The sequence below is a fragment of the Chryseobacterium sp. ERMR1:04 genome (assembly GCF_001297705.1).
Taxonomy (GTDB): Bacteria; Bacteroidota; Bacteroidia; order Flavobacteriales; family Weeksellaceae; genus Chryseobacterium.
This window is the reverse complement of record NZ_LIRF01000008.1, coordinates 753,279-775,687: the sequence shown is the minus strand read 5'-3', so window position 1 is coordinate 775,687 and position 22,409 is coordinate 753,279. Positions and strand designations below refer to the sequence as shown.

Sequence of the window (22,409 nt, the reverse complement as noted above, 5' to 3'; positions counted from 1 at the left end):
CGAAGATTAGTCTTCGCTTTTCTTATTTTATGGTGTCGTTTATTATTTAAGAATCTGTTGATTTCTTTTTCTTTACCCCATGGAAGTCTTTTAAATAAAAAGGCTCGAAATAAGCAATATCTTCAAACTCTTTATTTTCAATTTTTTCTAAGGTCTTCTTTACTAAATACTGTGCAGAAGGGTAGATGCTTTCATTAAATTCAGCATTGGGAAGCTGTAAAATTTCCTGTGCTTTCTTTGCGCCATCTCCTACAAACAGTACTTTTTTATCTTTAAATTCTTCAAAAGAAGTTTCATCTAAAATTTTAGCTTCTGTCTGCGAAAGTTCTTTTCCCGTTTCGCCGTCATAAACAGCCGTATAAACCTCCATTCTTCTCGCATCGACCATTGGAATTATATAGTCATAGTTTTGCGCTAAAAAAGGCTCTATCATCGTCTCAAGAGAATTAACCGCAATCAATGGAATCTTTAGTCCGTAACAAAACCCTTTTGCTGATGAAGCCCCAATTCTTAATCCGGTGTAAGAACCAGGTCCTTTTCCTAAAGAAACCGCCTGAATCTCTTTTATAGAAATCCCTGCTCCTTCCAAAGCCCATTCTACAAAAGTGTGTAAACTCTCAGACTGTTTATAATTGTCTGAAACTTCTTCGCTAACACACAATAGTTTACCATTATCTGATATCGCTACAGAACAGTTTTTGGAAGAGGTTTCGAGGTATAAAATTTTCATTTTTAATAATTAAATCTATTCATTTACTTCATCAATTAAATCAATGACAAAGTTTGGAATTATTTTTATTCTGCAAATTTATGGCTTTATTTCGACACTCTGACGGCTCCAAAGTTTCCAGACCGCATTCTTTTTCATCCAAATTTCAAGTAAAGCCAATTTCATTTCAAATTTTTGATCTTTATACAAACCAGAAACATAGATTTTTCTTCTGATACTTACAAAATTCTTATGCCTTTTTAAATCAGAAATTTCAAGCTGTTTGATTTCTTTATATATTACTTTTTTGCTTGAAAAGTCTTTTATAAAATCATCTATAGTCTGAACCCATCCATTTGAATGCCCAAAAGAAACATCTGAACATAAAATATTAACTATCTTATCATCATTGTTCTGCATGTATTGATCTAAAAGTGAAATGCTTTCAAATAATTTCGCTTCTTTTTGACTAGATTTTAAGCCTTGGCCATACCAAAAAAGAAAGGAAAAGATGAGAATGAAAAGTGATATTTTTTTCAATCTATTTTCTGTAAATAGTTCTCGGTTCTGCCTGTGAAGTAGGGTAGATGGTCATATCAGAAACACTCACATGTTTGGGAGCATTTACGCAATAAGCAATTGCATCCGCAATATCTTCTGCTTTTAAGGCTTCATATCCGGCATATACCGTAGACGCTTTTTCGCTATCTCCTTTAAATCTAACTAAAGAAAAGTCTGTTTCCACTGCGCCTGGTTGAATATTGGTCACCTTAATTCCAAATTCAGTTAATTCTAAACGCATTCCCTCAGAAATTACATCAACCGCTTTTTTAGTTGCGCAATACACAACCCCATTAGCATACGTTTGTCTAGCCGCAACAGAACTGATATTAACGATATGTCCGGTATTTCTTTCTTTCATTGATGGAATAATCATTTTAGACACATATAAAAGTCCTTTTACATTTCCATCGATCATAGAATCCCAATCATTGGTATTTCCTGCTGAAAGAGGTTCAAGACCATGTGCGTTTCCGGCATTATTAATGAGAACATCAATATTCTTCCATTCTTCTGGAAGAGATGAGATCGCTTTTTCTACTTCTTCAAGATTCCTTACATCAAATACTAAACTAAGTATTTCGGTATATTGAGAAAGCTCAGTTTTTAATGATTCTAAAACTTCAGCCCTTCTTCCGCAAATAATAATTCTGTTTCCCTGTTTTGCAAAAAGCTCTGCTGTTGATTTTCCGATTCCGGAAGTTGCGCCTGTAATGAGTATTGTTTTCATAAAATGTTTAATTCTAAATGTAACAGTCTAAAAATTCATCAATATAACAATTATTAGTAAACTGTTAATTGATACATATATAATATTAGTTAGCGTCAAATGCTTCAAAAGCACCTATTATATGTTCGATAGTGAGTTTTCCTTTTTCATCGGGAAGAACTGAGATAATATCAAACCTTACTTCCTGATCTATATTAAATTTTTCCATATAATGATTGGCCGCAGAAACGATTAATGATATCTTCCTTTTATTAACCGCTTCTTGGGGTAACATAAAAGCATCTGTTGAACGAGCTTTTACTTCCACAACAACTATTAAACTATCTTTTTCGGTAACAATATCAATCTCTGCTTTTTGAAACCGAAAGTTTCTTACCAGGATTTTATAGCCGTTCTTTTGTAAATATTCAACAGCCAGATCTTCTGCTTTTTTTCCGAAGTCGTTGTGATTTGCCATTATTTTCTAAATTGATAGGCCCACCAGATTAATACAATCTGTAAAGGAAGTCTCAAGACAGTAAGCCAGAAATATTTATGATGGGTCTGATAAAAGCTTTTTGCCATTTCAACATTAGCAGGAAAAACCGCTATAAACAATAATATACTAAGATAGGCACCCAACTTTTGAGTTTGAGGAAAGATCAATAGAACTCCACATACAATTTCAATAAGACCACTTATATAAACCATGTTCAAATGAGAAGGGATATATGAAGGTATTATTTTAATGAAAATCTGGGGCTTCAAAAAATGTAAGATCCCCGCCAATATCAATAAAGAGGAAAGTACAAACTTTGAATATATCATTTTTTATTTATTATAACGAATTGAAACGGTTTTACCTATTTTCAAAGAGATCTTGCTCCCAATAATCAAAGGTCTGTTGTCTTTAATATGTCCATTTGGAAAACCAAAAACAACGGGGAACTGATACTTTGAAAGTCTTTCTGAGATTAATTGATACGCAAATTCATCGAAGCTATTTTCGTATTGCTTATTTTCTTTTTCATCTCCCATGTTGGTCATTCCCCCAACAATTAAACCTGAAATTTTAGTGAAAACTCCGGCAAGTTCCAAACTCATAATCATTCGATCTAATGCATAAAAATTCTCCCCAATATCTTCAATGAATAAAATTTTATCTTTAAAATCAAATGAATATTTTGTTCCTAAAAGAGCATAGATTAAGGCTAAATTTCCTCCAACCAATTCTCCTTTGATATTTCCTTTTTGATTAAATGGGCTAGCTTGTAAGTGATATTCCGAAGTCTTTCCTTTTAAAATATCAAAGATCAGATCATAGCTTTCATCAGTAACTCCAAAGCTTGAAGTTTTAATTGTCTGCCCGTGAATGGAGGCAAAACCTTTCTTCAACAAATAACTTTGGATTACCGTATTATCGGAATATCCAATATACCATTTCGGGTTTTGCTTAAATTTATCCAGTTTCAAATGCTGAATCAGATGCTGACATCCGTATCCGCCTCTGGAAGCCCAAACTGCAGAAATGTTTTTATCATTTAAAGCCCAATTGATATCTTTTATTCTTTCCTTTTCTGTCCCTGCGTAATTGTAACCATTTGAGAATTTAGTATAAAGATGCTCTCCTAAAACAGGAACAAAACCTTTATTCTTGATCATTTTTATTCCCTTTTCAAGTTGAGATGCATCTACAGCACCGGCAGGGGAAATAATAGCTATTTTATCCCCTTTTTTAAGGGACTTTGGAAAGATTATTTTTTTCATTTGTTCTTTTGAAATTTAACTTCTTTTTTCTCTGCTTCTTCTAGTCGCTTGTCAAATTGGTTGAATTTTTTAAAGCTCTGTAAAAAGATAAAGAAACTGAAAAGGATAAGGATTACCCCAACAATTCGTCTGATCTTATTGGCCAATGTTTGTGTTAGTTTATCATGAAATTGTTTTGCCAAAAATATTTTAGCAAGATCAATACATAAATAAGTACCAATCACCAACCCTATATAAAGGATAAAACTCCCCGTATCCGGATATTCTTTTCTCACTGAAATTACCGTAACCAACCAGAATAGAATAACCCCAACATTTAAAATATTAAAGAAAAAACCATTCATGAAGGTCTTAAAATAATTCTGACCAATGATTCTCTCTTCACCCGGCATATGCATTTTGGTTTTCGTGACCATCATGACAATACCATATACAAAAATTAAGATCGAGGTGATCCTATAAAATCCGGGGTGCTTATCTATTAAACTCACCAGATCTGCACTTGCATAATACGCTGCAATAATGCACAACAAGTCTGCCGTAATTACTCCTACATCTAAGGCCAAAGCATGCTTAGGACCTCTGGAGAAGCTGGTTTCTATTAATAAGAAAAATATTGGGCCAATAAAAACAAGACTCAACATGAATCCTAAAATAACAGCAGATAGTACTAATTCAAACATTTAAAAATTGTTTCTCTTCCAAATTTAAAAATTATATTTCTATTTGTCGATAAAATCCAATTCTTTTAAGTTTTCAATATATATTCGGAAGCTTTTTAAAACAAAAAAAAGACTGCAAAATTTGCAGTCTTCATTGGTATATTGTGATGAGTATTTAGTCAATTTTACTTGTCCAAACAATTTTCATTATAAATAAATTGATAATCTTTTCTAATTTTTAATCCAAAAATTCCTCTTTCAAAAGTATATATAATTTGGTTTTTAAATAGCATCCTTTTATAGTCAATAAAAAAACTTCTCGTCATATATGAATATTCATAAGCATTTCCACTTAGATAAATATAGGTGGTTTTTCCTTTTTCATGTTTATATCTACTTCCAACTTCAGCAATCTTATTTTTATAACAGTAAGTTTCCTTAGTTGGGTTCATCCCTGTTACATAATTTATGAGAAAAAAAGCATTAATAATCATTGGAAAAGTAACACAAAAAAAATATTTTTTTCCTAAGCTTCCTATTCTTATGACATTTCTATTAATTAGAATATTACTTATAATACAAAGTATAATGATAACCGCTACAAACCCATAAAAATTAATAACAGTATCAAAAATAACTGTAACAAGTAGGATAAAGTTAAGGATACTAAAAATGATATATTTATCTATTTTAGTCATGACTAATCAACAATCTTAAAGTCCAGTTGCTTTTGAATTAAATTAGCTTTAACCACTTTTATCTGAACCTGATCCCCTAATTGGTATCTTTTTCCTGTTCTTGAACCATACACCGCATGGGTAGATTTATCATAGCTATAAGAGTCATCCATAAGGTCTCTCAACTTGATTAATCCTTCAGCTCCGTTTTCAGGAATCTCAACCCAGAAACCGAATTCTGCAACTCCAGAAATAACACCTCCGAAAGTTTCGCCCAAATGTTTCTCCATGAATTTTACTTGCATGAATTTGATTGAATCTCTTTCAGCATCGGCTGCTAATCTTTCTCTTGAACTACAATATTTTGCTTTCTCTTCAACTTCTTCTCTGCTGGTAGATTTTCCACCATCCAAATAATGTTGAAGAAGACGGTGAGCAATTAAATCCGGGTAACGACGAATAGGAGAGGTGAAGTGAGAATAATAGTCGAACCCTAATCCATAGTGACCGATAGGTTCTGTAGAATAAACTGCTTTACTCATACTTCGCATCGCTAATGTTTCCACCATATTTTCTTCGCCTTTTCCTTTTACATCACTTAGTAATCGGTTTAAAGATTCCGCTACTTTTTTGGTATTAGCCAAGTCCATTTTATACCCGAAAGTAGAAACAAAATCTCTTAAAGCTTCTAATTTTGCCGGATCCGGATCGTCGTGAACTCTATAAATAAATGTATTATTAGAAGGAGATCCATTTTTAGTTAATGACACGAATTCTGAAACTTTTTTATTGGCTAAAAGCATGAATTCTTCAATCAGGTGATTTGAATCTTTGCTTACTTTAAAGTAAACCCCAATTGGCTGATTATTTTCATCAAGATTAAATCTTACTTCGCTTCTGTCAAACGTAATGGCCCCTTGTCTTATACGCTCGGCACGCATGATTTTTGCTAAATTATCAAGAACTAAGATTTCTTCTGTATAATCTCCTTCTTTATTTTCAATTCTTTCCTGCGCTTCTTCGTAACTGAATCTTCTGTCGGAATGAATTACTGTTCTTCCAAACCACTGTTTCTTAATTTCTGCATTATCATTTAATTCAAAAACTGCTGAAAAAGTAAACTTATCTTCATTCGGACGAAGTGAACAAACGTCGTTACTTAAGACTTCCGGTAACATTGGAACAACACGGTCAACTAAATATACCGATGTAGCCCTTTGATAGGCTTCATCATCTAAAATAGTTCCAGGAATTACGTAATGAGAAACGTCCGCAATGTGAACTCCAATTTCCCAATTTCCGTTATCCAATTTTCTTATGGATAGGGCATCATCAAAATCTTTTGCGTCTTTCGGGTCAATAGTAAAGGTTGTGATCCCTCGCATATCCCAACGCTTCGCAACTTCTTCTTCTGTAATTCTTCTGTCGATTTTATCGGCATCTGCTTCCACATCCTCAGGGAATTGATAAGGCAACCCATATTCAGCAAGAATAGAGTGAATCTCGGTCTCATGTTCCCCAGGAGCCCCTAGAACTTTGATAATTTCCCCTTCAGGGTTTTTATCTCCGGGTCTCCATTCAGTCATTTTTACAACAACTTTGTCACCATCATTAGCACCTCCAAATTTCCCTCTTGGAATAAAGATATCTGTATTAATCGTCTTTTTATCACAAACAACAAATCCGAAATCTTTATGAGTAACTACCTGTAAAGTTCCTACAAATTCGGTTCTGGTTCTTTCCAAAACTTCCAATACAGAACCTTCCAGTTTCTTTCCTTTATAAGTATAGGTAACGATTAAAACCTTATCACCTTGCAATGCATCTTTCACATTTTTTGAATGAATGAAGACATCATCTTCCAGACTTTCCACCTTTACATAGGCATTTCCAGATTGGTTAAAATCTATGGTTCCTGTTAAGGTTCCTGCAATGTTTAGATTTATGATATATTTCCCTTTTTCAGTTTCTTTAATTTTTTCAGAAGCCTGAAGTTTATGCAAAGCCTGAATCACAAGTTCTCTTTGTCTTGGATTTTTATGATCTATTCCATCCGAGATCTGTTTATAATTATAGATCTTTGATGAATTTTCATTCATAAAACGCAGGATCAATCTTCCGATTTCCATGAGTTTATGATCGTTTTTTTGGCTTATATATTTTCTTTTTTTTGGCATTATTTTATTTTTTATTAATCTCTCAAATAATCAGATTCTGAGATTTCTATATATTTAGAATTTATATATTCTGTATAAAAATCTTCTCTTCCTAATGAGAATTTTACTTTGTTTTTCTTTAATTCAAAATCTATCGTTACTATTTCGCTGTACAAGACTCTTTCAAAATCATAAAATTTAGTTTTTTTGATTTCCTGTTCTGTCATGAATTTACCTTTTGCATTATAAGCATCATAACTTTTTATCTTAGACTTGGGGATTCCATTATAATCTGTTCCTCCTGTCAGTCTGTATGCTTTAGAATATTCTTTATTTAAATCATAGGGAAGAGGTACTATAATCTTATCAGGAAAAATATTCACAAATTTTTTAAAATTTCTTTTATCCCAAAAATATTTAAACTTTAAAGCATTTATTACATTTCTATCTGAATAATCCTTAAGGTCACTATTACAACCTTGTTCTAATAGGTGTATAAGATTAAGATAAATTACTTTATTTCTAAGGTTTTTTCTTTCTATTTTATTAAAAATATAATCTGCTAATGAATGATAATTTACATTTTTATTATTATCAAGAAAATCAAATTTAATTTTATCCAATTCATCTTTTGTAAATTGATGTAAACTTATTCCTTTAATAAGAACAGGGCAACCATCATTTTCTGCAATTCCGGGTACCGTAGGACAAGCATCATCTTTATCTAAAATTCCGTCACCATCTGTATCCGCCCACGGACATCCATTATTTTCAATAGGTCCGGAAATCGTAGGGCAGATATCATCTTTATCGAAAATTCCATCGTCATCCGAATCCGGCCATGGGCAACCTTTGTTTTCTACTGTACCTATTTCCTTTGGACATTGGTCTAAGTAAAATAATATTCCGTCTTTATCTTCGTCAGAAATACAAATCTTTTTATTGAATTCTTTCTTACATTTTTTTAAAGCATCCTTATCTAGTATTTCCTGGGCATGGAAACAACTCAATACAAAAAACAGAATCAGTGATGCTTTTCTTTTCATGAAATTATTAATTCTTTGTTTAATCTATAGTATCAATTTTGCTTCCAAATCTGTTACAACGATAAATTTAGTTTTATAAAAATACTACAAATATGGAGAAGAGTAGAGAAAACCTCTTATAAATATCTTTTAAATATTAAAAAGGTTAATGAAAATAATAGACAGGTAAATTCTATTGGATGTCGCAAAGATACAATATTAATAATATAAAGGCTTGCAGTTTGATTTGCAAGCCTTTATATTATTATTAACAGAATGCAATTTTGTCAACTCTGTTTTGATGTCTACCTCCTTCAAAGTCTGTAGAAAGAAATTTATTTACAATTTCTATAGCTACTTCTTTTGCAATGAATCTTGCAGGAATTGAGATCATATTCGCATCATTATGCTGTCTTGCCAGCTGTGCAATCTCAGGCATCCAGCAAAGAGCACAACGAATCTGCTGATGTTTGTTAGCAGTGATCTGAACTCCATTTCCGCTTCCGCAGATCAAAATTCCTAATTCGTTCTCTCCATTCTCCACAGAGGTTGCTGCGGGGTGTACAAAGTCCGGATAATCCACACTGTCTGTGGAGAACGTTCCAAAATCCTGAACTTCAAAGCTTTCTGATAAATAGTTCTTAACAATCTCCTTATACTCGAAACCTGCATGGTCTGCGGCAATAGCGATTTTTCTTTTCATAATTCTTGTATTAAGCCTTTTTAGATTTATATCCACACAAATGTAAGTATAATGTGGATAAGTCTTAAATTTTTGCCAGTTTATTGTGAGTATCCTTGTTAGTAAGTGTTAATAACAATGACAAAATAAATGTTTCGTAACATTAAAATAATTTGTAATAGAAACGCTCTCCAAAAATTTTAACATTTATTTTCAAAAACTTTCCACAGAGAATTCGGCATCTTTTCCATAATGCAGTTATTAAGAATTACTATTGTGGGAAAGTTATTCACAATTGTTGATAACACTGGTAGTAGATACATTTTCAGAGGCTTATAATGTCAGTAAAATGTGAGTTGAGTACAAATTAAATGTTATCAATTATTACCAAAAAACTTATCCCCTAAACTAACAACACTCAACAACAACTATCATTTATTCTTTTTTATAAAAGAGAAAATAATGTTGATAGAATGAATGAGTGTCCTGAAAACTTTTTGAAAAATTTTATTGGGGGGAAGGTGTTCAAAAATTTTAAACTCTTACATTTGTGAAACGAAAAATCAAAAGAAATTTATGAAGACAATCAATGATTTCAATTTTAAAGATAAGAAGGCTCTGGTAAGAGTTGATTTCAATGTTCCGCAGGATGATCAGCTTAACGTTACCGATAATACGAGAATCGCAGCCGTGAAGCCTACTGTAGAAAAAATTCTTAATGACGGTGGTTCTGTAATCTTAATGACGCACCTTGGAAGACCTAAAGGAGAAGTGAAGAATGAATTCTCCCTGAAAAACATTCTAGGAGAAGTTTCTAGCGTATTAGGGCAGCAAGTTAAGTTTGTTGATGAATCAATAGGAGAGAAGGCTGAAAAAGCCGCTGCTGAGCTTCAGCCTGGAGAGATTTTATTATTAGAGAACCTACGTTTTCATAATGAAGAAGAAAAAGGAGATGAAGGATTCGCTGAGCAGCTGTCTAAATTAGGAGATGCTTATGTAAATGATGCATTTGGTACTGCTCACAGAGCTCATGCTTCCACAGCAGTTATTGCTAATTATTTTACTTCAACTAAATTTTTCGGTTTATTGATGGCTAATGAACTAAAAGCCATTGATAAAGTATTGAAAAGTGGTGAGAGACCTGTTACTGCCATATTAGGTGGATCTAAGGTTTCAACTAAAATTACCATTATAGAAAACATACTTCCGGCAGTTGATAATTTAATTATTGGTGGTGGTATGGCGTTCACTTTTATTAAAGCTCTTGGAGGTAAAATAGGAACTTCATTGGTTGAAGAAGATAAATTACCTTTAGCGTTAGAAATTTTAGGAAAAGCAAAAGAACATAATGTAAAAGTATATCTTCCTTCTGATACGATCATCGCTGAAAGTTTCAGTAATGATGCAGAAAGAAAAGAAGTAGATATTTATGCAATTCCTGAAGGATGGATGGGATTGGATGCTGGACCAAAATCTAGAGACCAGTTCAATGATGTTCTTTTAAATTCAAGAACAATTTTATGGAACGGACCGATTGGAGTTTTTGAAATGTCAAACTTTTCTGCGGGAACAGTAGCTCTTGGAGAAAGTATTGCTGAAGCAACAAAACTTGGAGCTTTCTCTTTAGTGGGAGGAGGAGACAGTGTTGCTTTTGTAAAACAATTTGGTTATGCAGATAAAGTAAGTTATGTTTCTACCGGAGGTGGAGCAATGTTAGAAAGCTTGGAAGGTTTGGAACTTCCGGGTGTTGCTGCTATCAACAAATAGAAAAATAAATTTTTATAAATTTTAAGTCCGCTGATTTTTTTCAGTGGACTTTTTATTTTTTTTGATGTCTAGATAATTTATCAATTATTTTCAGCTTATCTTTTTTTAATTAAAAAATCTGATAAATATTTTTTTGTAATTAATTTTTAAAATTGTACAAAATATATTTTCCTCAATATATTTGCTTGCATGAGATTTTTACTTATAGTATAAAATTTCTATCTCTTCAAGTTTTCTCTTTAAACTCTAAAATAAAAATTTTGAATAATCTTGGAATACGAATTTCAGAATTGGATTTAAATTTCAGATTTTAAAATTTTCACATGCATGTATCTAAATCCAAATGTAACGGTAAGGGTGTATCTCTTAAAAATTCCATTTTATAAATTTTAAGATTTCTTTTTTTGAATTAAGTAATTGTAGGGATTTTTCTTTTTTATGAATATAAATACGGCTTACTAACATGTTGCTAACATTTTCAGTGGTAAAATGTTCTTTTTTATAAATTATCGATTCAAAAAAAAATATCGATGTAAAAGTATAGGGTAGGGGAGTAGTCTTATACAATAAAAAAACTCAAGGTATTGCCTCGAGTTTGTATTTTTTTAGGGGAAATGATGAAAATTGACCTCTATAAATAGCTTAAAAATCGATTTTCTACTTTTTTTCGATAATGTATATCAAACTCGAAAATTCATTAGAAAAAAGGGCTTTTACGTTAGAAATCGTTCCGTAGATCGTTGCTTTAAGCCAAAAAAGAGGTGATTTCTTGTATTTTTCGCTTAACATAGAGATGTAATAAGAGTCAAGAACCAAAGGTTTGATTTTTCTCATTTTCCAGTTGGGTTTCTTAGAAATTAAATTTTCCATTCCGGTTTTTGAAAAATGATAGATGTGTCTTGGTACATCATATGCTGCCCAATATTCTTTATAATGTTTTGCATCGTATGATGTAGGATTGGGAACTGCAATAATTAATAATCCTTTTTCTTTTAATTTTGAATGAAAAATCTGAAGCATCTCATCTTGATTTTCTACGTGCTCGAAAACATGCCATAAAGTAATTGCATCTAAACTTCCATCTTCAATGGTGTTTAAATTATCTATTATTTTTGCTTTTTCAATTTTACTTTTTGCAGCTTTTCTTGCATCAGCATCAGGTTCGAAACCTAAGGTTTCAAAATCATTTTCTATATATTTTACAAATTCTCCGGCTCCACATCCATAATCCAGAACTTTTGAACCTTTCTTTATTCTGTCAATAAGGATCGTTTTTTTATATTGAAGATTGAAAGACTGTAAGAATTTATATAGTTTTTCTTTTAAACTTCCTGAATCCTGGTGATGGGAAATATAATCTTCACTTTCATAATAGGTAGAAATATTCGATGGAATAGGGGAGGTCTTAAAAACTCCTTTTGTTTCTGTTTCTTTGATTTCAAATATTTCCTGAGAAAGAAAATGATCTTTAATTTTCATTTAATTGACTTCTTTTATATTAAAAATTAAGATATTTATAAACTATAGTAAGCTCATAGACATCTTAATTTTCTCTTTTATTTTACAAATGTTCCACGTGAAACATTTCTTAATTTAACGTCCTAGATACACCATTAAAACATTAATATCGGCCGGAGATACTCCGCTTATTCTGCCTGCTTGTGCTAAAGTTTTTGGCTTTACCTTAGTCATTTTCTGTTTAGCTTCTGAAGAAAGGCTTGTAATAGCTAAATAATCAAAATCTTCTGGAATCTTAACGTTTTCTAGACGATTCAGTTTGGCTACATTTTCTTTTTCTTTCTCAATATATCCTCTGTATTTAATATTTACTTCTGCTTGTTCTCTTACTTCATCATCGTAAGTAGAAGTAACTAGCTTAATAGCTTCAATATTTTCTAGCTTTTCTAGGGTAATATTTGGTCTTGTAAGGAACTGCGCAGCTCTGTAAGCTTGGTCTACAGGATTACTTTCTATACTCTCTAAAATAGGATTAATAACTCCAGGCTTTAAAGAAGTTTCTCGTAAGAAGGCTTCAAGTTCTTCACTTTTAGTGATTTTCTCCTGAACTCTTTTCAGTCTATCTTCTTTTGCTAAACCTAAGTTATAAGCCTTTTCAGTTAATCTGATATCTGCATTATCTTGTCTTAAAAGAAGTCTGTATTCTGCACGAGAAGTAAACATTCTGTAAGGCTCTTCTGTACCTTTCGTAATTAAATCATCAATTAAAACTCCGATATATGCTTCGTCTCTGTTAAGTATAAAATCTTCTTTATCGTGTACTTTATTGTGAGCGTTTATCCCTGCAATTAAACCTTGTCCGGCAGCTTCTTCGTAGCCTGTTGTTCCATTGATCTGACCTGCAAAATATAAGTTACCGATCAATTTTGTTTCTAAGGTATGTTTTAATTGAGTAGGAGGGAAGTAGTCATATTCGATAGCATAACCCGGACGGAATACTTTTACATTCTCAAATCCTGGGATATGTTTCATTGCTTTAAGCTGAACGTCTTCAGGAAGAGAAGAGCTGAAACCGTTTACATAAATCTCTACAGTTTTCCATCCTTCCGGTTCTACGAAAAGCTGGTGTCTTGTTCTTTCTGCAAAACGATTAATCTTGTCTTCAATACTAGGACAATATCTTGGTCCTAAACTTTGAATGGTACCATTGAACATTGGGCTTCTGTCGAAACCTTCACGTAAAATATCATGCACCGCTTCGTTGGTATAAACGATATGACAGCTTAATTGTTTTGTTAATTTTGGAGTATCAAGATAGCTGAATTTTTGAGGATTTTCATCTCCCTTTTGTTCTTCCATTTTAGAATAATCCAAGCTTCTTCCATCTACGCGGGGTGGAGTACCGGTCTTCATTCTTCCAGATTCAAAACCTAAAGAAACGAGTTGTTCGGTAATACCAAATGCTCTTGGTTCACCCATTCTTCCACCACCTAATTGTTTGTCTCCAACGTGGATCAATCCGTTAAGGAAAGTACCATTTGTAAGAACTACAGATTTGGATCTTATTTGAATTCCTAATGAAGTTACAACTCCAACGGCTCTATCATTTTCAATAATTAAGCTCTTTACCATATCCTGAAAGAAATCAAGATTTGGAGTATTTTCTAATGCATAACGCCATTCTTCTGCAAAAAGCATTCTGTCGTTTTGTGTTCTTGGAGACCACATCGCAGGACCTTTTGAAAGGTTTAGCATTTTGAATTGTATCGCAGATTTGTCTGCTATAATTCCGGAGTATCCTCCCATTGCATCAATCTCTCTTACAATTTGTCCCTTTGCAATACCTCCCATTGCTGGGTTACAGCTCATTTGTCCGATTGTTTGCATGTTCATTGTAACGAGCAAAGTTTTCGACCCTAAGTTGGCTGCTGCTGCTGCTGCTTCACATCCTGCGTGACCCGCACCAACTACGATTACATCATATATTTCTGAAATCATTTTTATGTTGCTTGTTTTAAGCCTTAAATTTTTTATCTTTTTTAAATGTTTCACGTGAAACATTGCGTCGAAATAAATTCTAAAAAGTGTTTCTATTTCGTGTTATTTAGCGTAGATAAAAATCTCTTTGATATAAATTAATTAGTATACTTTGCTAAATAAAAATCTTCTTTTCCTCGCATTGCTTTCTCTTCTTCTTCCGTTTTATCCTTGTATCCACAAAGATGAAGAATGCCATGAGCTAAAACTCTTCTTAGTTCTTCTTCGTGATTTTTGGATAGGGTAGAAGCGTTGTCTGAAATGCGCTGCAAAGATACAAAAATCTCAGCGCTTATTGTTTTACCTTTTACATAATCAAAAGTGATGATATCTGTATAATAATCATGCTGCAGATAGTCTTGATTTATCTTCAGCAGATATTCGTCGTCACAGAAAATGTAATTGATTTCTCCTAATTTTTTTCCTTCTGAAAGAATAAGATCTTCCAGCCATTTCGTGTATTCTGTATTTACCGTTGAGGGTAAGTTTTCGTAAAAGAATTGTATCATTGTTTTAAAACCAGTGTCCTAATATAACACTGAATATACCTTTTTGATTATTTTTAAGTGAGTGACTAAAGTTTAGTCTTATCTGTCCAAACGGAGATTTATAACCTGCCGAGATCCCTACTGAACTATAGTTCAATTTAACGGCATCTTCGAAAGTAATGTCATCAGATAAATTAGCAAAAGAGAAATTTCCGCTTAAGAAATAATTCTTCTCAAATTTAAACTGAAGATCATTGGATATTAATATAACATTATTTGAATTAAGCTGTGAAAAATAGAATCCTGCAAAGCTTTTGAAGTTGACCATATTTTGTTCGAAAACACCTCCTAAACGGTATTGATAAAATTGAGGAAGATTCTCGCCAATGGTAATTCCACCATAAAGATTAAGACGATAAGAGAATTGTTTTGTTAAAGGAATACTGATTCTAATATCAGCTTTTACCTGTACCAATCTTTTATCTACTTCAGATTTCATTAAATCTATGGCCTTTCCTTCAGCAGAAATATAGAGTCCTTTAGTAGGGAAGTCTTTGTCGTCCTGGGTGTCGCTTTTAATGAAAACATAGGGGTTTAGAAAGCGGCTAATTCGTTCATTGGTACCATTGGCTTCGGCATCAAAATAATCGTGACTTAAACCACCTCCTATGGCGAACTTATCCTTCCATGTAGATTGGATGTAGATCTCATTTCTCAGCCATTTCCATTTATCTACATTATAATTATTGGCATCTTTTAGATCGAAGCTCATTCCTGAGGAGTAGAATCCTAATCCCGGAATATATCCGTTATCAATAAAATAATTTAAGTAATATCTAGGCTTATCTCCTACAATTACATCCAGGGAAAGATTCGAATTTTTAAACAACAGACGTTTTGCAGAATAGTTTAATAATAAACCTGTCTTAAAGACTTCATCATAGTGAAGACCAAATTTTACAAAATGCCTTGCTTCATCTTCGGTTACATACAACTTAAGGTAGTTGGCATCGTTCTCTGAAACGATATCGTAATTAATAAATTTATAATTGTTGGTGGCTACCAGTTTATCAATCTTTTTATTAATACTTCCATAGGTTTGTAAAGAGGGTAGGCGAAGTCCCATTTTTCCTAGGACATAGTTTTTTCCAAAAATTTTATCTCCTTCCAATGCGATACTGTCAATTTTATATACATTAGAATAGATAGGATTTACCTGTTGCCTCAACCGGTCAAATGAACGCTTGGGAAGTTCATTTAATATATTCACATATTTTAAACCTTCCACATATCCGCTGTCAAGAATTTTTTTCTTGTCATCATAGCTTGTGGCAGACATGCCTTTTAAATTAGGCTTAATATTAATATCTGTGAACTTGTATTGACGTTTTGTATCCTTATGGATATTCATATCAATCACTTGATTCAGGATGGCTATAATACTGTTTAAATCTTCTCTGCTGGATAGGTCTTGATTAAGATCCACACCGATCACAATATCGATCCCTTTATCCTTTAATGGCTTTGATGGATAGTTTACCGTCATCGCTCCGTCAATATAAATACTGTCCCCAATTTTCACAGGATCCATTAATGAAGGGAAGGCAGAACTTGCCATGATAGACTGTACCAAATCTCCTTTTTCAAAGATCTGCATGTTTCCACTTTCTAGGTTGGTTGCAACACACATGAACGGAATAGGAAGTTTTGAAAAGTCATCAATATTAGAAACATTTTTGAAAAGCTCTTTCAGTAAATAAACATTTTTCTGACCTGAGCTTATGGAAGAGGGAAGTGTGATTTTTCCATTTTTTAATGGAATAGAAAAAAGATACTTGTCTACAGATTTATTAAAGAATGTACTTTCTTTTCTAGATTTAGGATCCATAATTAAAGAATAGAAATCGGTGTCCATCACTATTTTTTCGATCTCTTTTCCAGAATATCCGGAGGCGTATAAACCGCCAACGATAGCGCCCATACTTGTCCCGGCAATGTAATCTACTTTTACTCCTAGAGAATCTAATACTTTGAGTACTCCAACATGCGAAAAACCTTTGGCTCCGCCACCGGCCAATGAGAGGCCTATTCTGGGATTTTTAGGAATTACCAAATTCTTTTTTACTTGAGACTGGATCAAAAGTAATTGGAACACGAATAAGAGAATCAAAAGTTTTCTCATAGTTAGTCTTTTATATAAATCCTTTTCACCCGAGGTGAGATGGAAGTTAATACTTCGTAGGTTATGGTTTTGCAGTATGCTGCGAATTCTTTTAAACTTGGTTTTGCATTGAAAATAGTTACCGTATCTCCTTCTTTCACATTGGGAATGTGATCTACATTCAGCATCATCATATCCATACAGATATTCCCAACAATAGGGGCTAAGGTTTTGTGTACTGCAAAATTTCCTATTTGGTTTCCTATTAATCTTGGAATTCCGTCTGCATAGCCAACAGGAACAGTCGCTATTTTGGTTGTATGATCTGTCTTGTACTTTCTGCTGTAGCCTACAGATTCTCCGTTTTCTACCAAAGAGATTTGGGAGATTACTGTTTTAAAGCTTACAACAGATTGTAATTGTTTTTGTATTTCACTACTTGGTGATTCTCCTAGCATTCCAATCCCAATTCTTACCATATCATATTCATGATGGGTATAGCTTGTAATTCCGGAAGAATTTAAGATATGTCGGATAGGCGTGTAGTTCAATTTTTCAATGAGGGAGCTGGAGTTTTTTTCAAAGGTTTTTAATTGATTCAATGTAAATTCTTTCTCAGCCGGTACATCTGAAGACGATAGATGACTGAAAATACTTTGAACCTGTACATTGATATTATTTAAAGTTTCGCTTAATTGATCTAATTCAGCATCTTTAAAACCAAGACGATGCATTCCCGTTTCCAGTTTGATATGGATAGGATATTTTTTGTCGTATCCTGATTTTTGAACTGCTTCGTAAAACAACTCCAATACCCTGAAACTATAAATTTCCGGTTCTAGATTATATTGAATCACGGTATCATAGCTATGTTGCTCAGGATTCATCACCACAATAGGGATGGTAATTCCTTTTTTTCTAAGTTCCACACCTTCATCTACAAACGCAACACCAAGATAATCAATATGATGATGCTGTAGAAATTCTGAAATCTCATAACTTCCTAATCCATAAGCATTTGCTTTTACCATAGCCATCATTTTGGTGGAAGGTTTCAGTAAAGACTTATGATAATTAATGTTATGAAGAATCGCATTCAGATTAATTTCTAAAACGGTATCATGTTTCCTGAGCTCAAGCAGATCTTTTAGTCTTTCAATCTCAAATTTTCTTGCCCCTTTCAGAAGAATAATTTGGTTTTCAATTTCTGTAAGATGTTTGCTTTCAATTAATTCTTGAGTGTTAATGAAAGTAGATGTTTTAGATTTAAATAAATCACTAAACTTTGATATTTCATCACCAATTAAGAAAACCGAATCAAATTTCTGTTCATTCACAAGATCTGAAACCTCTTCATACAATTCCTGAGAATTAGAATTCACGCCAACAATGTCGGTGAGAACCAAAGATTTTTTAGACTTGTTATACTCTTTTAAAAATTGTAGGGCAGTTTTTAAAGAATCCAGATCCAGATTAAAAGAATCATTAATGATGATATTATTTTTACTTCCTTCAATCGCTTCAAGTCGCATTTCTACAGCCTTTAAAGCGTTGATTTTTTCAATGATCTTCTGATTTTCTATTCCCAACTCCTTTAGCACCGTAATAAGGGCTAAAGCATTGGTTAAAGTAGCTTCATCCCTTTGATGGGCTGAAAAACTGATCTCTTCCCCAAAATATTCCACAACAATATTTTCATCCTTGGAAATATTGTTTTTAATGAAAACCTGATTCTCTTTTTTAAAGCCGTAAGAAATTAATTTTTTACTTGAATACAGTTTATTTATTTTATTGCTGACGAGTGCATTATCACCATTATAAATGATCACTTCAGAATCTTTAAAAAGTTTAATCTTTTCATCGATTAATTCCTCCTCCGATTCGAAATTGGCAGCATGTGCCGTTCCAATATGAGTAAGCAAACCAATCTGTGGATGGAAAATATTTTCCAGATTCTGCATTTCATTGGGCTTTGAAATTCCTACTTCAAAAATTCCCAATTGGTGAGAATTATTAATTTGAAGCAAAGAAAGAGGAAGACCAATTTGTGAATTAAAACTTTTTGGACTTTTCACTGTCGGGAATTCATTCCAAAGACATTGGTATAGCCATTCTTTAAGAATCGTTTTTCCGTTACTTCCTGTAATTCCAATGGATTTAATGGAAGAATTTTCGAAATGATATTTCGCTAATTTTTGAAGAAATTCAACAGAATTTTCAACAATGATCCACGTTACATTTTCAAACTGAGGATAATGATGTTCAGAAATAATTATTGTTATTCCTCTATCAATAGCAGATTCAATAAATTTTTCCCCTGAATTTTTTTGAGTATTAATTGCAATAAAGGCGGCGTTCTTAGTAGAATATATAATCCTGCTATCAAAAGCGATGTTTTTGATAATTAAATTTTCATCTCCAATAATGTTAGCATTGGTGATTTCTGCAATTTGGTGTACTGTATAATTCATTGGTGCCCTTTCTGCTTTATTTTTTGTGTTGGCTTTTTTGTTGGAAATTACAAAGACGTAAAGTTTTTATTAATTTTATTTACGTCTTTGTGTTTAACCAAAATATATTTTAATTAAATCTAGCATTAAACTTAATATTAGCCTAATTTACTATTTATTTATTCTTTTTTGAAAGTACTTCTTCAATAAAAACACGACGGCTTACTGCTTCGTAACTTTCGGTTTCTCCTAATTCTACCAAATCGTCTCCCTGAGAAGTTCTCATGGAGTAGTTGGCCAGATTACCCGTTCTCTTACAAATAGCATGCACTTTTGTAACGTATTCTGCAGTAGCCATTAAGTTAGGCATCGGGCCAAAAGGTCTTCCTAAAAAGTCCATATCCAATCCTGCGATGACTACTCGTATGCCGCTATTGGCTAATTGATTGGCAATTTCGACAATACTTTCGTCGAAAAACTGTGCTTCATCAATGCCTACAACATCACAATTAGACCCCAATAATATGATTTCATTAGGGTTTTCTACTGCCGTACTGCGAATGGTATTCTTGTTATGAGAAACCACGTCCTCATTGGAATATCGAGTATCGGTTTTTGGTTTAAAAATTTCCACATTTTGCCCTGCCATTTCAGCTCTTCGAAGTCTTCTGATCAACTCTTCCGTTTTTCCGGAAAACATTGAGCCACAAATAACTTCCATCCAACCACTTTGTTTGGAATGATTAATTGTATTTTCTAAAAACATTTGTTAAATTAGCCGTATATTTTTAACATCAAAAGTAAGCAATTTTAACAACAATCTTATATGCAGAATATCCAAGATTTAAAGGAAAAGATTTTTTTTGAATCCAAGAATATCATTGATATTTTGGAGAAAATAAACAATGTTGACGAATTACTTTCTAAGCAAGATCTTGTAGATGAGCTTGCTAATAGAATCTCTTTCTTAAGATTGTTAGAAAAAAATATTGAGTATTTCATCCCCGACAATCAATCTCAGGTCTCAGAAAACGAAAAGAGTATTTCTTTTGTAAATAATGATTTTGAATCTCAGGAATCAAACCATGAAGTTACCGAAGAAGAAGCTATTTTTAATAATGAGTTCAACGAAATAGACGAAAACGACAACAAATCTTCTTATGAAGAAAATGGGGTAGCCTTTGTTGATGGTGAAAACAGTACACCAAATCTTCATGTAGGAGCCGCTGAGGAAGAAGCCATTTTCAATAATCAACTCAATGAAATTGTTGAAAATGAATATCATGAAAATGTAGTTACCTTTGTTGAAGAAAATTCTGATACCGTTGACGCTGTTCAGGATAAAAAATCTAATGAAGAGGTGACGGAAGAGGAAGTGGTTTTTAATAATCAGTTAAATGAAATTGATGAAGATCAACCTTCAGATTATCAGGGAAGTATTTTAAACTTTGTAGATGAAGAAAGGATTCTTGCCAATGCAGAACCTGAAACGGACGAAGATATTCAAGAAGAGATATTCAGCCATCATATTACGCAAGAGGAAGTTATTTTTAATAATCAGTTGAACGAAATAGATGAATTTGAAAATGAAATCTCTGATGATCGTGGAAATGAGAGCAATAATTTTGATGAAGAAGAGAAAGTTCAGTATAATTTTGAATCTGAAATAAAGACTGAAGGATATAAGCAGGAAATTTCAGCAGAAACTCCAAGCGCTTTTGAAACTGAAATTTTAGATGATGATGAAATGCTTATCGAAGAAAATGAAGAACAGTTTGTATCTTCCAATATATCGATAGAGCAGGGAGAAATGGTAAATGAAACGTCTAATGTTGAAAATATTCTCAGCGAAATTAAAAATGATGCTCAGGTTGAAGAAAAACAAGAGCAAAAAATAGCTGAAGAAGAATCAGACAGAAGAAAAATTGTAGATTTTGATAGACCTTCTCATGATAATGAAAAGGAACATCTAGCTTCTGATGAGAGCTTTGAAAATTTAGAAGCGTATAATCAGGAGAAAAAGATAAGACTGTCTAATATCAAAGGATTAAAGGCTGTTCAGTCGTTATTTGATGATGATCATTTACAGATAGAAACTCCTCAGGAAAAACCGGTTCCGGTAGTAAAAGAAGAAACCGGAAGCATCCTGAAAACAAATATTCCGACCAACTTAATGGAGGCGGAAAAAACAAAACCTGAATTTAAATTAGATTTAAATGACAGGATTGCTTTCACAAAAACACTATTTGGAGGAAGCCAATCTGAACTGAATGATGCCATTGGTGTCCTTAACAGGTTCAGAACATTAGAAGAAGCAAAAGAATATTTGAGTGACCTTTACTACGATAGAAAATGGAGTAAGGTTGATGAATACGCTCAAAGACTGTGGATATTAGTAGAAAATAAATTCTTATAAATTAAATTTTGAGCGGAATCCTTTATTTTGTTCCCACACCGGTTGGGAACTTAGAAGACATGACTTTCAGGGCGGTAAAAGTACTGAAAGAGGTAGATTATATTTTATGTGAAGACACAAGAACTTCCGGAATTCTTTTAAAACATTACGAGATCTCTAAACCATTAAGATCTTATCATTTACATAATGAGCATCAGGCAACAGAAAAGGTAATTAATGATCTTAAAAGCGGTCAGAATATTGCCATTATTACCGATGCGGGAACACCGGGGATTTCAGATCCGGGGTATTTATTAAGTAAAGCAGGTTCAGATAATGATATTGAAATGATATGCCTGCCGGGAGCAACAGCTTTTGTTCCGGCTTTGGTGGTGTCCGGACTTCCGAATAATGAGTTTTTATTTGCTGGTTTTCTTCCTCAAAAGAAAGGAAGACAGACAAAGCTGAAACAACTGGCAGAGGAGAAAAAAACAATTGTTTTATACGAAAGCCCACACAAGATCAATACTACGCTGGAGCAGGTAAAAGAGTTCTTCGGAAAGCATACAAAAGCAAGTTTGAGTCGTGAGATTTCGAAGAAATTTGAAGAAACTAAAAGAGGATCAATCAATGAATTAATTGAATTTTCCAAAAGCAAAACTTTAAAAGGAGAGATCGTTCTTATTATCAATAATTCTATTTAAA

At 32.8% G+C, this 22,409-nt stretch carries 19 protein-coding genes and 1 pseudogene; 3 read left to right on the top strand and 17 right to left on the bottom strand.

The features are described 5' to 3' along the window. Positions 1 to 46: 46 nt before the first annotated feature. From tsaB to rpiB, 11 genes and pseudogenes are all read right to left on the bottom strand, one after another. The gene (gene tsaB, locus AMQ68_RS20770; RefSeq protein ID WP_054512494.1) at positions 47 to 730 is read right to left on the bottom strand and encodes a tRNA (adenosine(37)-N6)-threonylcarbamoyltransferase complex dimerization subunit type 1 TsaB; all 684 of its coding nucleotides are present in this window, start codon (positions 728 to 730) and stop codon (positions 47 to 49) included. A 78-nt stretch (positions 731 to 808) separates the two neighbouring features. Beyond that, a complete protein-coding gene (locus AMQ68_RS20765; protein ID WP_054512493.1) occupies positions 809 to 1,249 on the bottom strand; it encodes a nuclear transport factor 2 family protein in 441 nt (146 codons plus the stop codon). Between the two features lies 1 nt (position 1,250). After that, a complete protein-coding gene (locus tag AMQ68_RS20760) occupies positions 1,251 to 2,000 on the bottom strand; it encodes an SDR family NAD(P)-dependent oxidoreductase (RefSeq protein ID WP_054512492.1) in 750 nt (249 codons plus the stop codon). 85 nt (positions 2,001 to 2,085) lie between these two features. Beyond that, a complete protein-coding gene (locus AMQ68_RS20755) occupies positions 2,086 to 2,457 on the bottom strand; it encodes a YraN family protein (protein WP_054512491.1) in 372 nt (123 codons plus the stop codon). Further along, on the bottom strand, positions 2,457 to 2,807 hold the full coding sequence (locus tag AMQ68_RS20750; protein WP_054512490.1) for a MauE/DoxX family redox-associated membrane protein: 351 nt from the start codon (positions 2,805 to 2,807) through the stop codon (positions 2,457 to 2,459). The genes AMQ68_RS20755 and AMQ68_RS20750 overlap by 1 nt, the downstream gene beginning before the upstream one ends. A gap of 3 nt (positions 2,808 to 2,810) precedes the next feature. Further along, on the bottom strand, positions 2,811 to 3,746 hold the full coding sequence (locus AMQ68_RS20745) for an LD-carboxypeptidase (RefSeq protein WP_054512489.1): 936 nt from the start codon (positions 3,744 to 3,746) through the stop codon (positions 2,811 to 2,813). After that, complete coding sequence (locus tag AMQ68_RS20740) at positions 3,743 to 4,429, bottom strand: LysE family translocator (protein ID WP_054512488.1); 687 nt, start codon at positions 4,427 to 4,429, stop codon at positions 3,743 to 3,745. Before AMQ68_RS20740 ends, AMQ68_RS20745 begins: the two co-directional genes overlap by 4 nt. Positions 4,430 to 4,593: 164 nt before the next feature. Further along, positions 4,594 to 5,106: a hypothetical protein gene (locus tag AMQ68_RS20735; RefSeq protein ID WP_054512487.1), complete on the bottom strand. Its 513-nt coding sequence runs from the start codon at positions 5,104 to 5,106 to the stop codon at positions 4,594 to 4,596. Between the two features lie 2 nt (positions 5,107 to 5,108). Then, positions 5,109 to 7,262: a ribonuclease R gene (gene rnr / locus AMQ68_RS20730; protein WP_054512486.1), complete on the bottom strand. Its 2,154-nt coding sequence runs from the start codon at positions 7,260 to 7,262 to the stop codon at positions 5,109 to 5,111. Between the two features lie 647 nt (positions 7,263 to 7,909). Further along, positions 7,910 to 8,131: pseudogene (locus AMQ68_RS25745) on the bottom strand (thrombospondin type 3 repeat-containing protein); the annotation flags it as partial. 403 nt (positions 8,132 to 8,534) lie between these two features. Next, positions 8,535 to 8,969 carry a ribose 5-phosphate isomerase B gene (gene rpiB, locus AMQ68_RS20720; RefSeq protein ID WP_054512885.1) on the bottom strand — a complete coding sequence of 145 codons (435 nt, stop codon included), beginning with the start codon at positions 8,967 to 8,969 and terminating at the stop codon, positions 8,535 to 8,537. 555 nt (positions 8,970 to 9,524) lie between these two features. Here rpiB and pgk point away from each other — a divergent pair. Next, positions 9,525 to 10,715: a phosphoglycerate kinase gene (gene pgk / locus AMQ68_RS20715; protein WP_054512484.1), complete on the top strand. Its 1,191-nt coding sequence runs from the start codon at positions 9,525 to 9,527 to the stop codon at positions 10,713 to 10,715. A gap of 657 nt (positions 10,716 to 11,372) precedes the next feature. On the opposite strand, the gene AMQ68_RS20710 is transcribed toward pgk, so the two are convergent. The 6 genes from AMQ68_RS20710 to AMQ68_RS20685 all read right to left on the bottom strand — a co-directional run bounded on the left by AMQ68_RS20710 (position 11,373) and on the right by AMQ68_RS20685 (position 20,075). Further along, the gene (locus AMQ68_RS20710) at positions 11,373 to 12,194 is read right to left on the bottom strand and encodes a bifunctional 2-polyprenyl-6-hydroxyphenol methylase/3-demethylubiquinol 3-O-methyltransferase UbiG (protein WP_054512483.1); all 822 of its coding nucleotides are present in this window, start codon (positions 12,192 to 12,194) and stop codon (positions 11,373 to 11,375) included. A 114-nt stretch (positions 12,195 to 12,308) separates the two neighbouring features. Further along, positions 12,309 to 14,171, bottom strand: a complete 1,863-nt coding sequence (gene mnmG, locus AMQ68_RS20705; RefSeq protein WP_054512884.1) for a tRNA uridine-5-carboxymethylaminomethyl(34) synthesis enzyme MnmG — start codon at positions 14,169 to 14,171, stop codon at positions 12,309 to 12,311. Positions 14,172 to 14,308: 137 nt separating this feature from the next. Further along, positions 14,309 to 14,719, bottom strand: a complete 411-nt coding sequence (ybeY, locus tag AMQ68_RS20700; protein ID WP_054512482.1) for an rRNA maturation RNase YbeY — start codon at positions 14,717 to 14,719, stop codon at positions 14,309 to 14,311. A gap of 4 nt (positions 14,720 to 14,723) precedes the next feature. After that, positions 14,724 to 16,880 carry a patatin-like phospholipase family protein gene (locus tag AMQ68_RS20695; RefSeq protein ID WP_054512481.1) on the bottom strand — a complete coding sequence of 719 codons (2,157 nt, stop codon included), beginning with the start codon at positions 16,878 to 16,880 and terminating at the stop codon, positions 14,724 to 14,726. Positions 16,881 to 16,882: 2 nt separating this feature from the next. Further along, positions 16,883 to 19,330, bottom strand: coding sequence for a bifunctional UDP-N-acetylmuramoyl-tripeptide:D-alanyl-D-alanine ligase/alanine racemase (locus tag AMQ68_RS20690; protein WP_054512480.1), 2,448 nt, complete (start codon positions 19,328 to 19,330; stop codon positions 16,883 to 16,885). 154 nt (positions 19,331 to 19,484) lie between these two features. Further along, positions 19,485 to 20,075 (bottom strand): thymidine kinase, encoded by a 591-nt coding sequence (locus tag AMQ68_RS20685; RefSeq protein WP_054512479.1) that lies wholly within the window; start codon positions 20,073 to 20,075, stop codon positions 19,485 to 19,487. A 60-nt stretch (positions 20,076 to 20,135) separates the two neighbouring features. Here AMQ68_RS20685 and AMQ68_RS20680 point away from each other — a divergent pair, with 60 nt between their 5' ends. Together AMQ68_RS20680 and rsmI are read left to right on the top strand one after the other, a co-directional pair. After that, positions 20,136 to 21,725, top strand: coding sequence for a hypothetical protein (locus AMQ68_RS20680; RefSeq protein WP_054512478.1), 1,590 nt, complete (start codon positions 20,136 to 20,138; stop codon positions 21,723 to 21,725). Between the two features lie 8 nt (positions 21,726 to 21,733). Beyond that, complete coding sequence (gene rsmI / locus AMQ68_RS20675; RefSeq protein WP_054512477.1) at positions 21,734 to 22,408, top strand: 16S rRNA (cytidine(1402)-2'-O)-methyltransferase; 675 nt, start codon at positions 21,734 to 21,736, stop codon at positions 22,406 to 22,408. The last annotated feature ends 1 nt before the right edge of the window (position 22,409 follow it).

Bases quoted from the DNA above. Each gene is read 5' to 3' on its own strand.
- tsaB (WP_054512494.1), bottom strand. From the start codon at position 730: ATGAAAATTTTATACCTCGAAACCTCTTCCAAAAACTGTTCTGTAGCG.
- AMQ68_RS20760 (WP_054512492.1), bottom strand. From the start codon at position 2,000: ATGAAAACAATACTCATTACAGGCGCAACTTCCGGAATCGGAAAATCA.
- AMQ68_RS20755 (WP_054512491.1), bottom strand. From the start codon at position 2,457: ATGGCAAATCACAACGACTTCGGAAAAAAAGCAGAAGATCTGGCTGTT.
- AMQ68_RS20750 (WP_054512490.1), bottom strand. From the start codon at position 2,807: ATGATATATTCAAAGTTTGTACTTTCCTCTTTATTGATATTGGCGGGG.
- AMQ68_RS20745 (WP_054512489.1), bottom strand. From the start codon at position 3,746: ATGAAAAAAATAATCTTTCCAAAGTCCCTTAAAAAAGGGGATAAAATA.
- AMQ68_RS20740 (WP_054512488.1), bottom strand. From the start codon at position 4,429: ATGTTTGAATTAGTACTATCTGCTGTTATTTTAGGATTCATGTTGAGT.
- AMQ68_RS20735 (WP_054512487.1), bottom strand. From the start codon at position 5,106: ATGACTAAAATAGATAAATATATCATTTTTAGTATCCTTAACTTTATC.
- rnr (WP_054512486.1), bottom strand. From the start codon at position 7,262: ATGCCAAAAAAAAGAAAATATATAAGCCAAAAAAACGATCATAAACTC.
- rpiB (WP_054512885.1), bottom strand. From the start codon at position 8,969: ATGAAAAGAAAAATCGCTATTGCCGCAGACCATGCAGGTTTCGAGTAT.
- pgk (WP_054512484.1), top strand. From the start codon at position 9,525: ATGAAGACAATCAATGATTTCAATTTTAAAGATAAGAAGGCTCTGGTA.
- AMQ68_RS20710 (WP_054512483.1), bottom strand. From the start codon at position 12,194: ATGAAAATTAAAGATCATTTTCTTTCTCAGGAAATATTTGAAATCAAA.
- mnmG (WP_054512884.1), bottom strand. From the start codon at position 14,171: ATGATTTCAGAAATATATGATGTAATCGTAGTTGGTGCGGGTCACGCA.
- ybeY (WP_054512482.1), bottom strand. From the start codon at position 14,719: ATGATACAATTCTTTTACGAAAACTTACCCTCAACGGTAAATACAGAA.
- AMQ68_RS20695 (WP_054512481.1), bottom strand. From the start codon at position 16,880: ATGAGAAAACTTTTGATTCTCTTATTCGTGTTCCAATTACTTTTGATC.
- AMQ68_RS20690 (WP_054512480.1), bottom strand. From the start codon at position 19,330: ATGAATTATACAGTACACCAAATTGCAGAAATCACCAATGCTAACATT.
- AMQ68_RS20685 (WP_054512479.1), bottom strand. From the start codon at position 20,075: ATGTTTTTAGAAAATACAATTAATCATTCCAAACAAAGTGGTTGGATG.
- AMQ68_RS20680 (WP_054512478.1), top strand. From the start codon at position 20,136: ATGCAGAATATCCAAGATTTAAAGGAAAAGATTTTTTTTGAATCCAAG.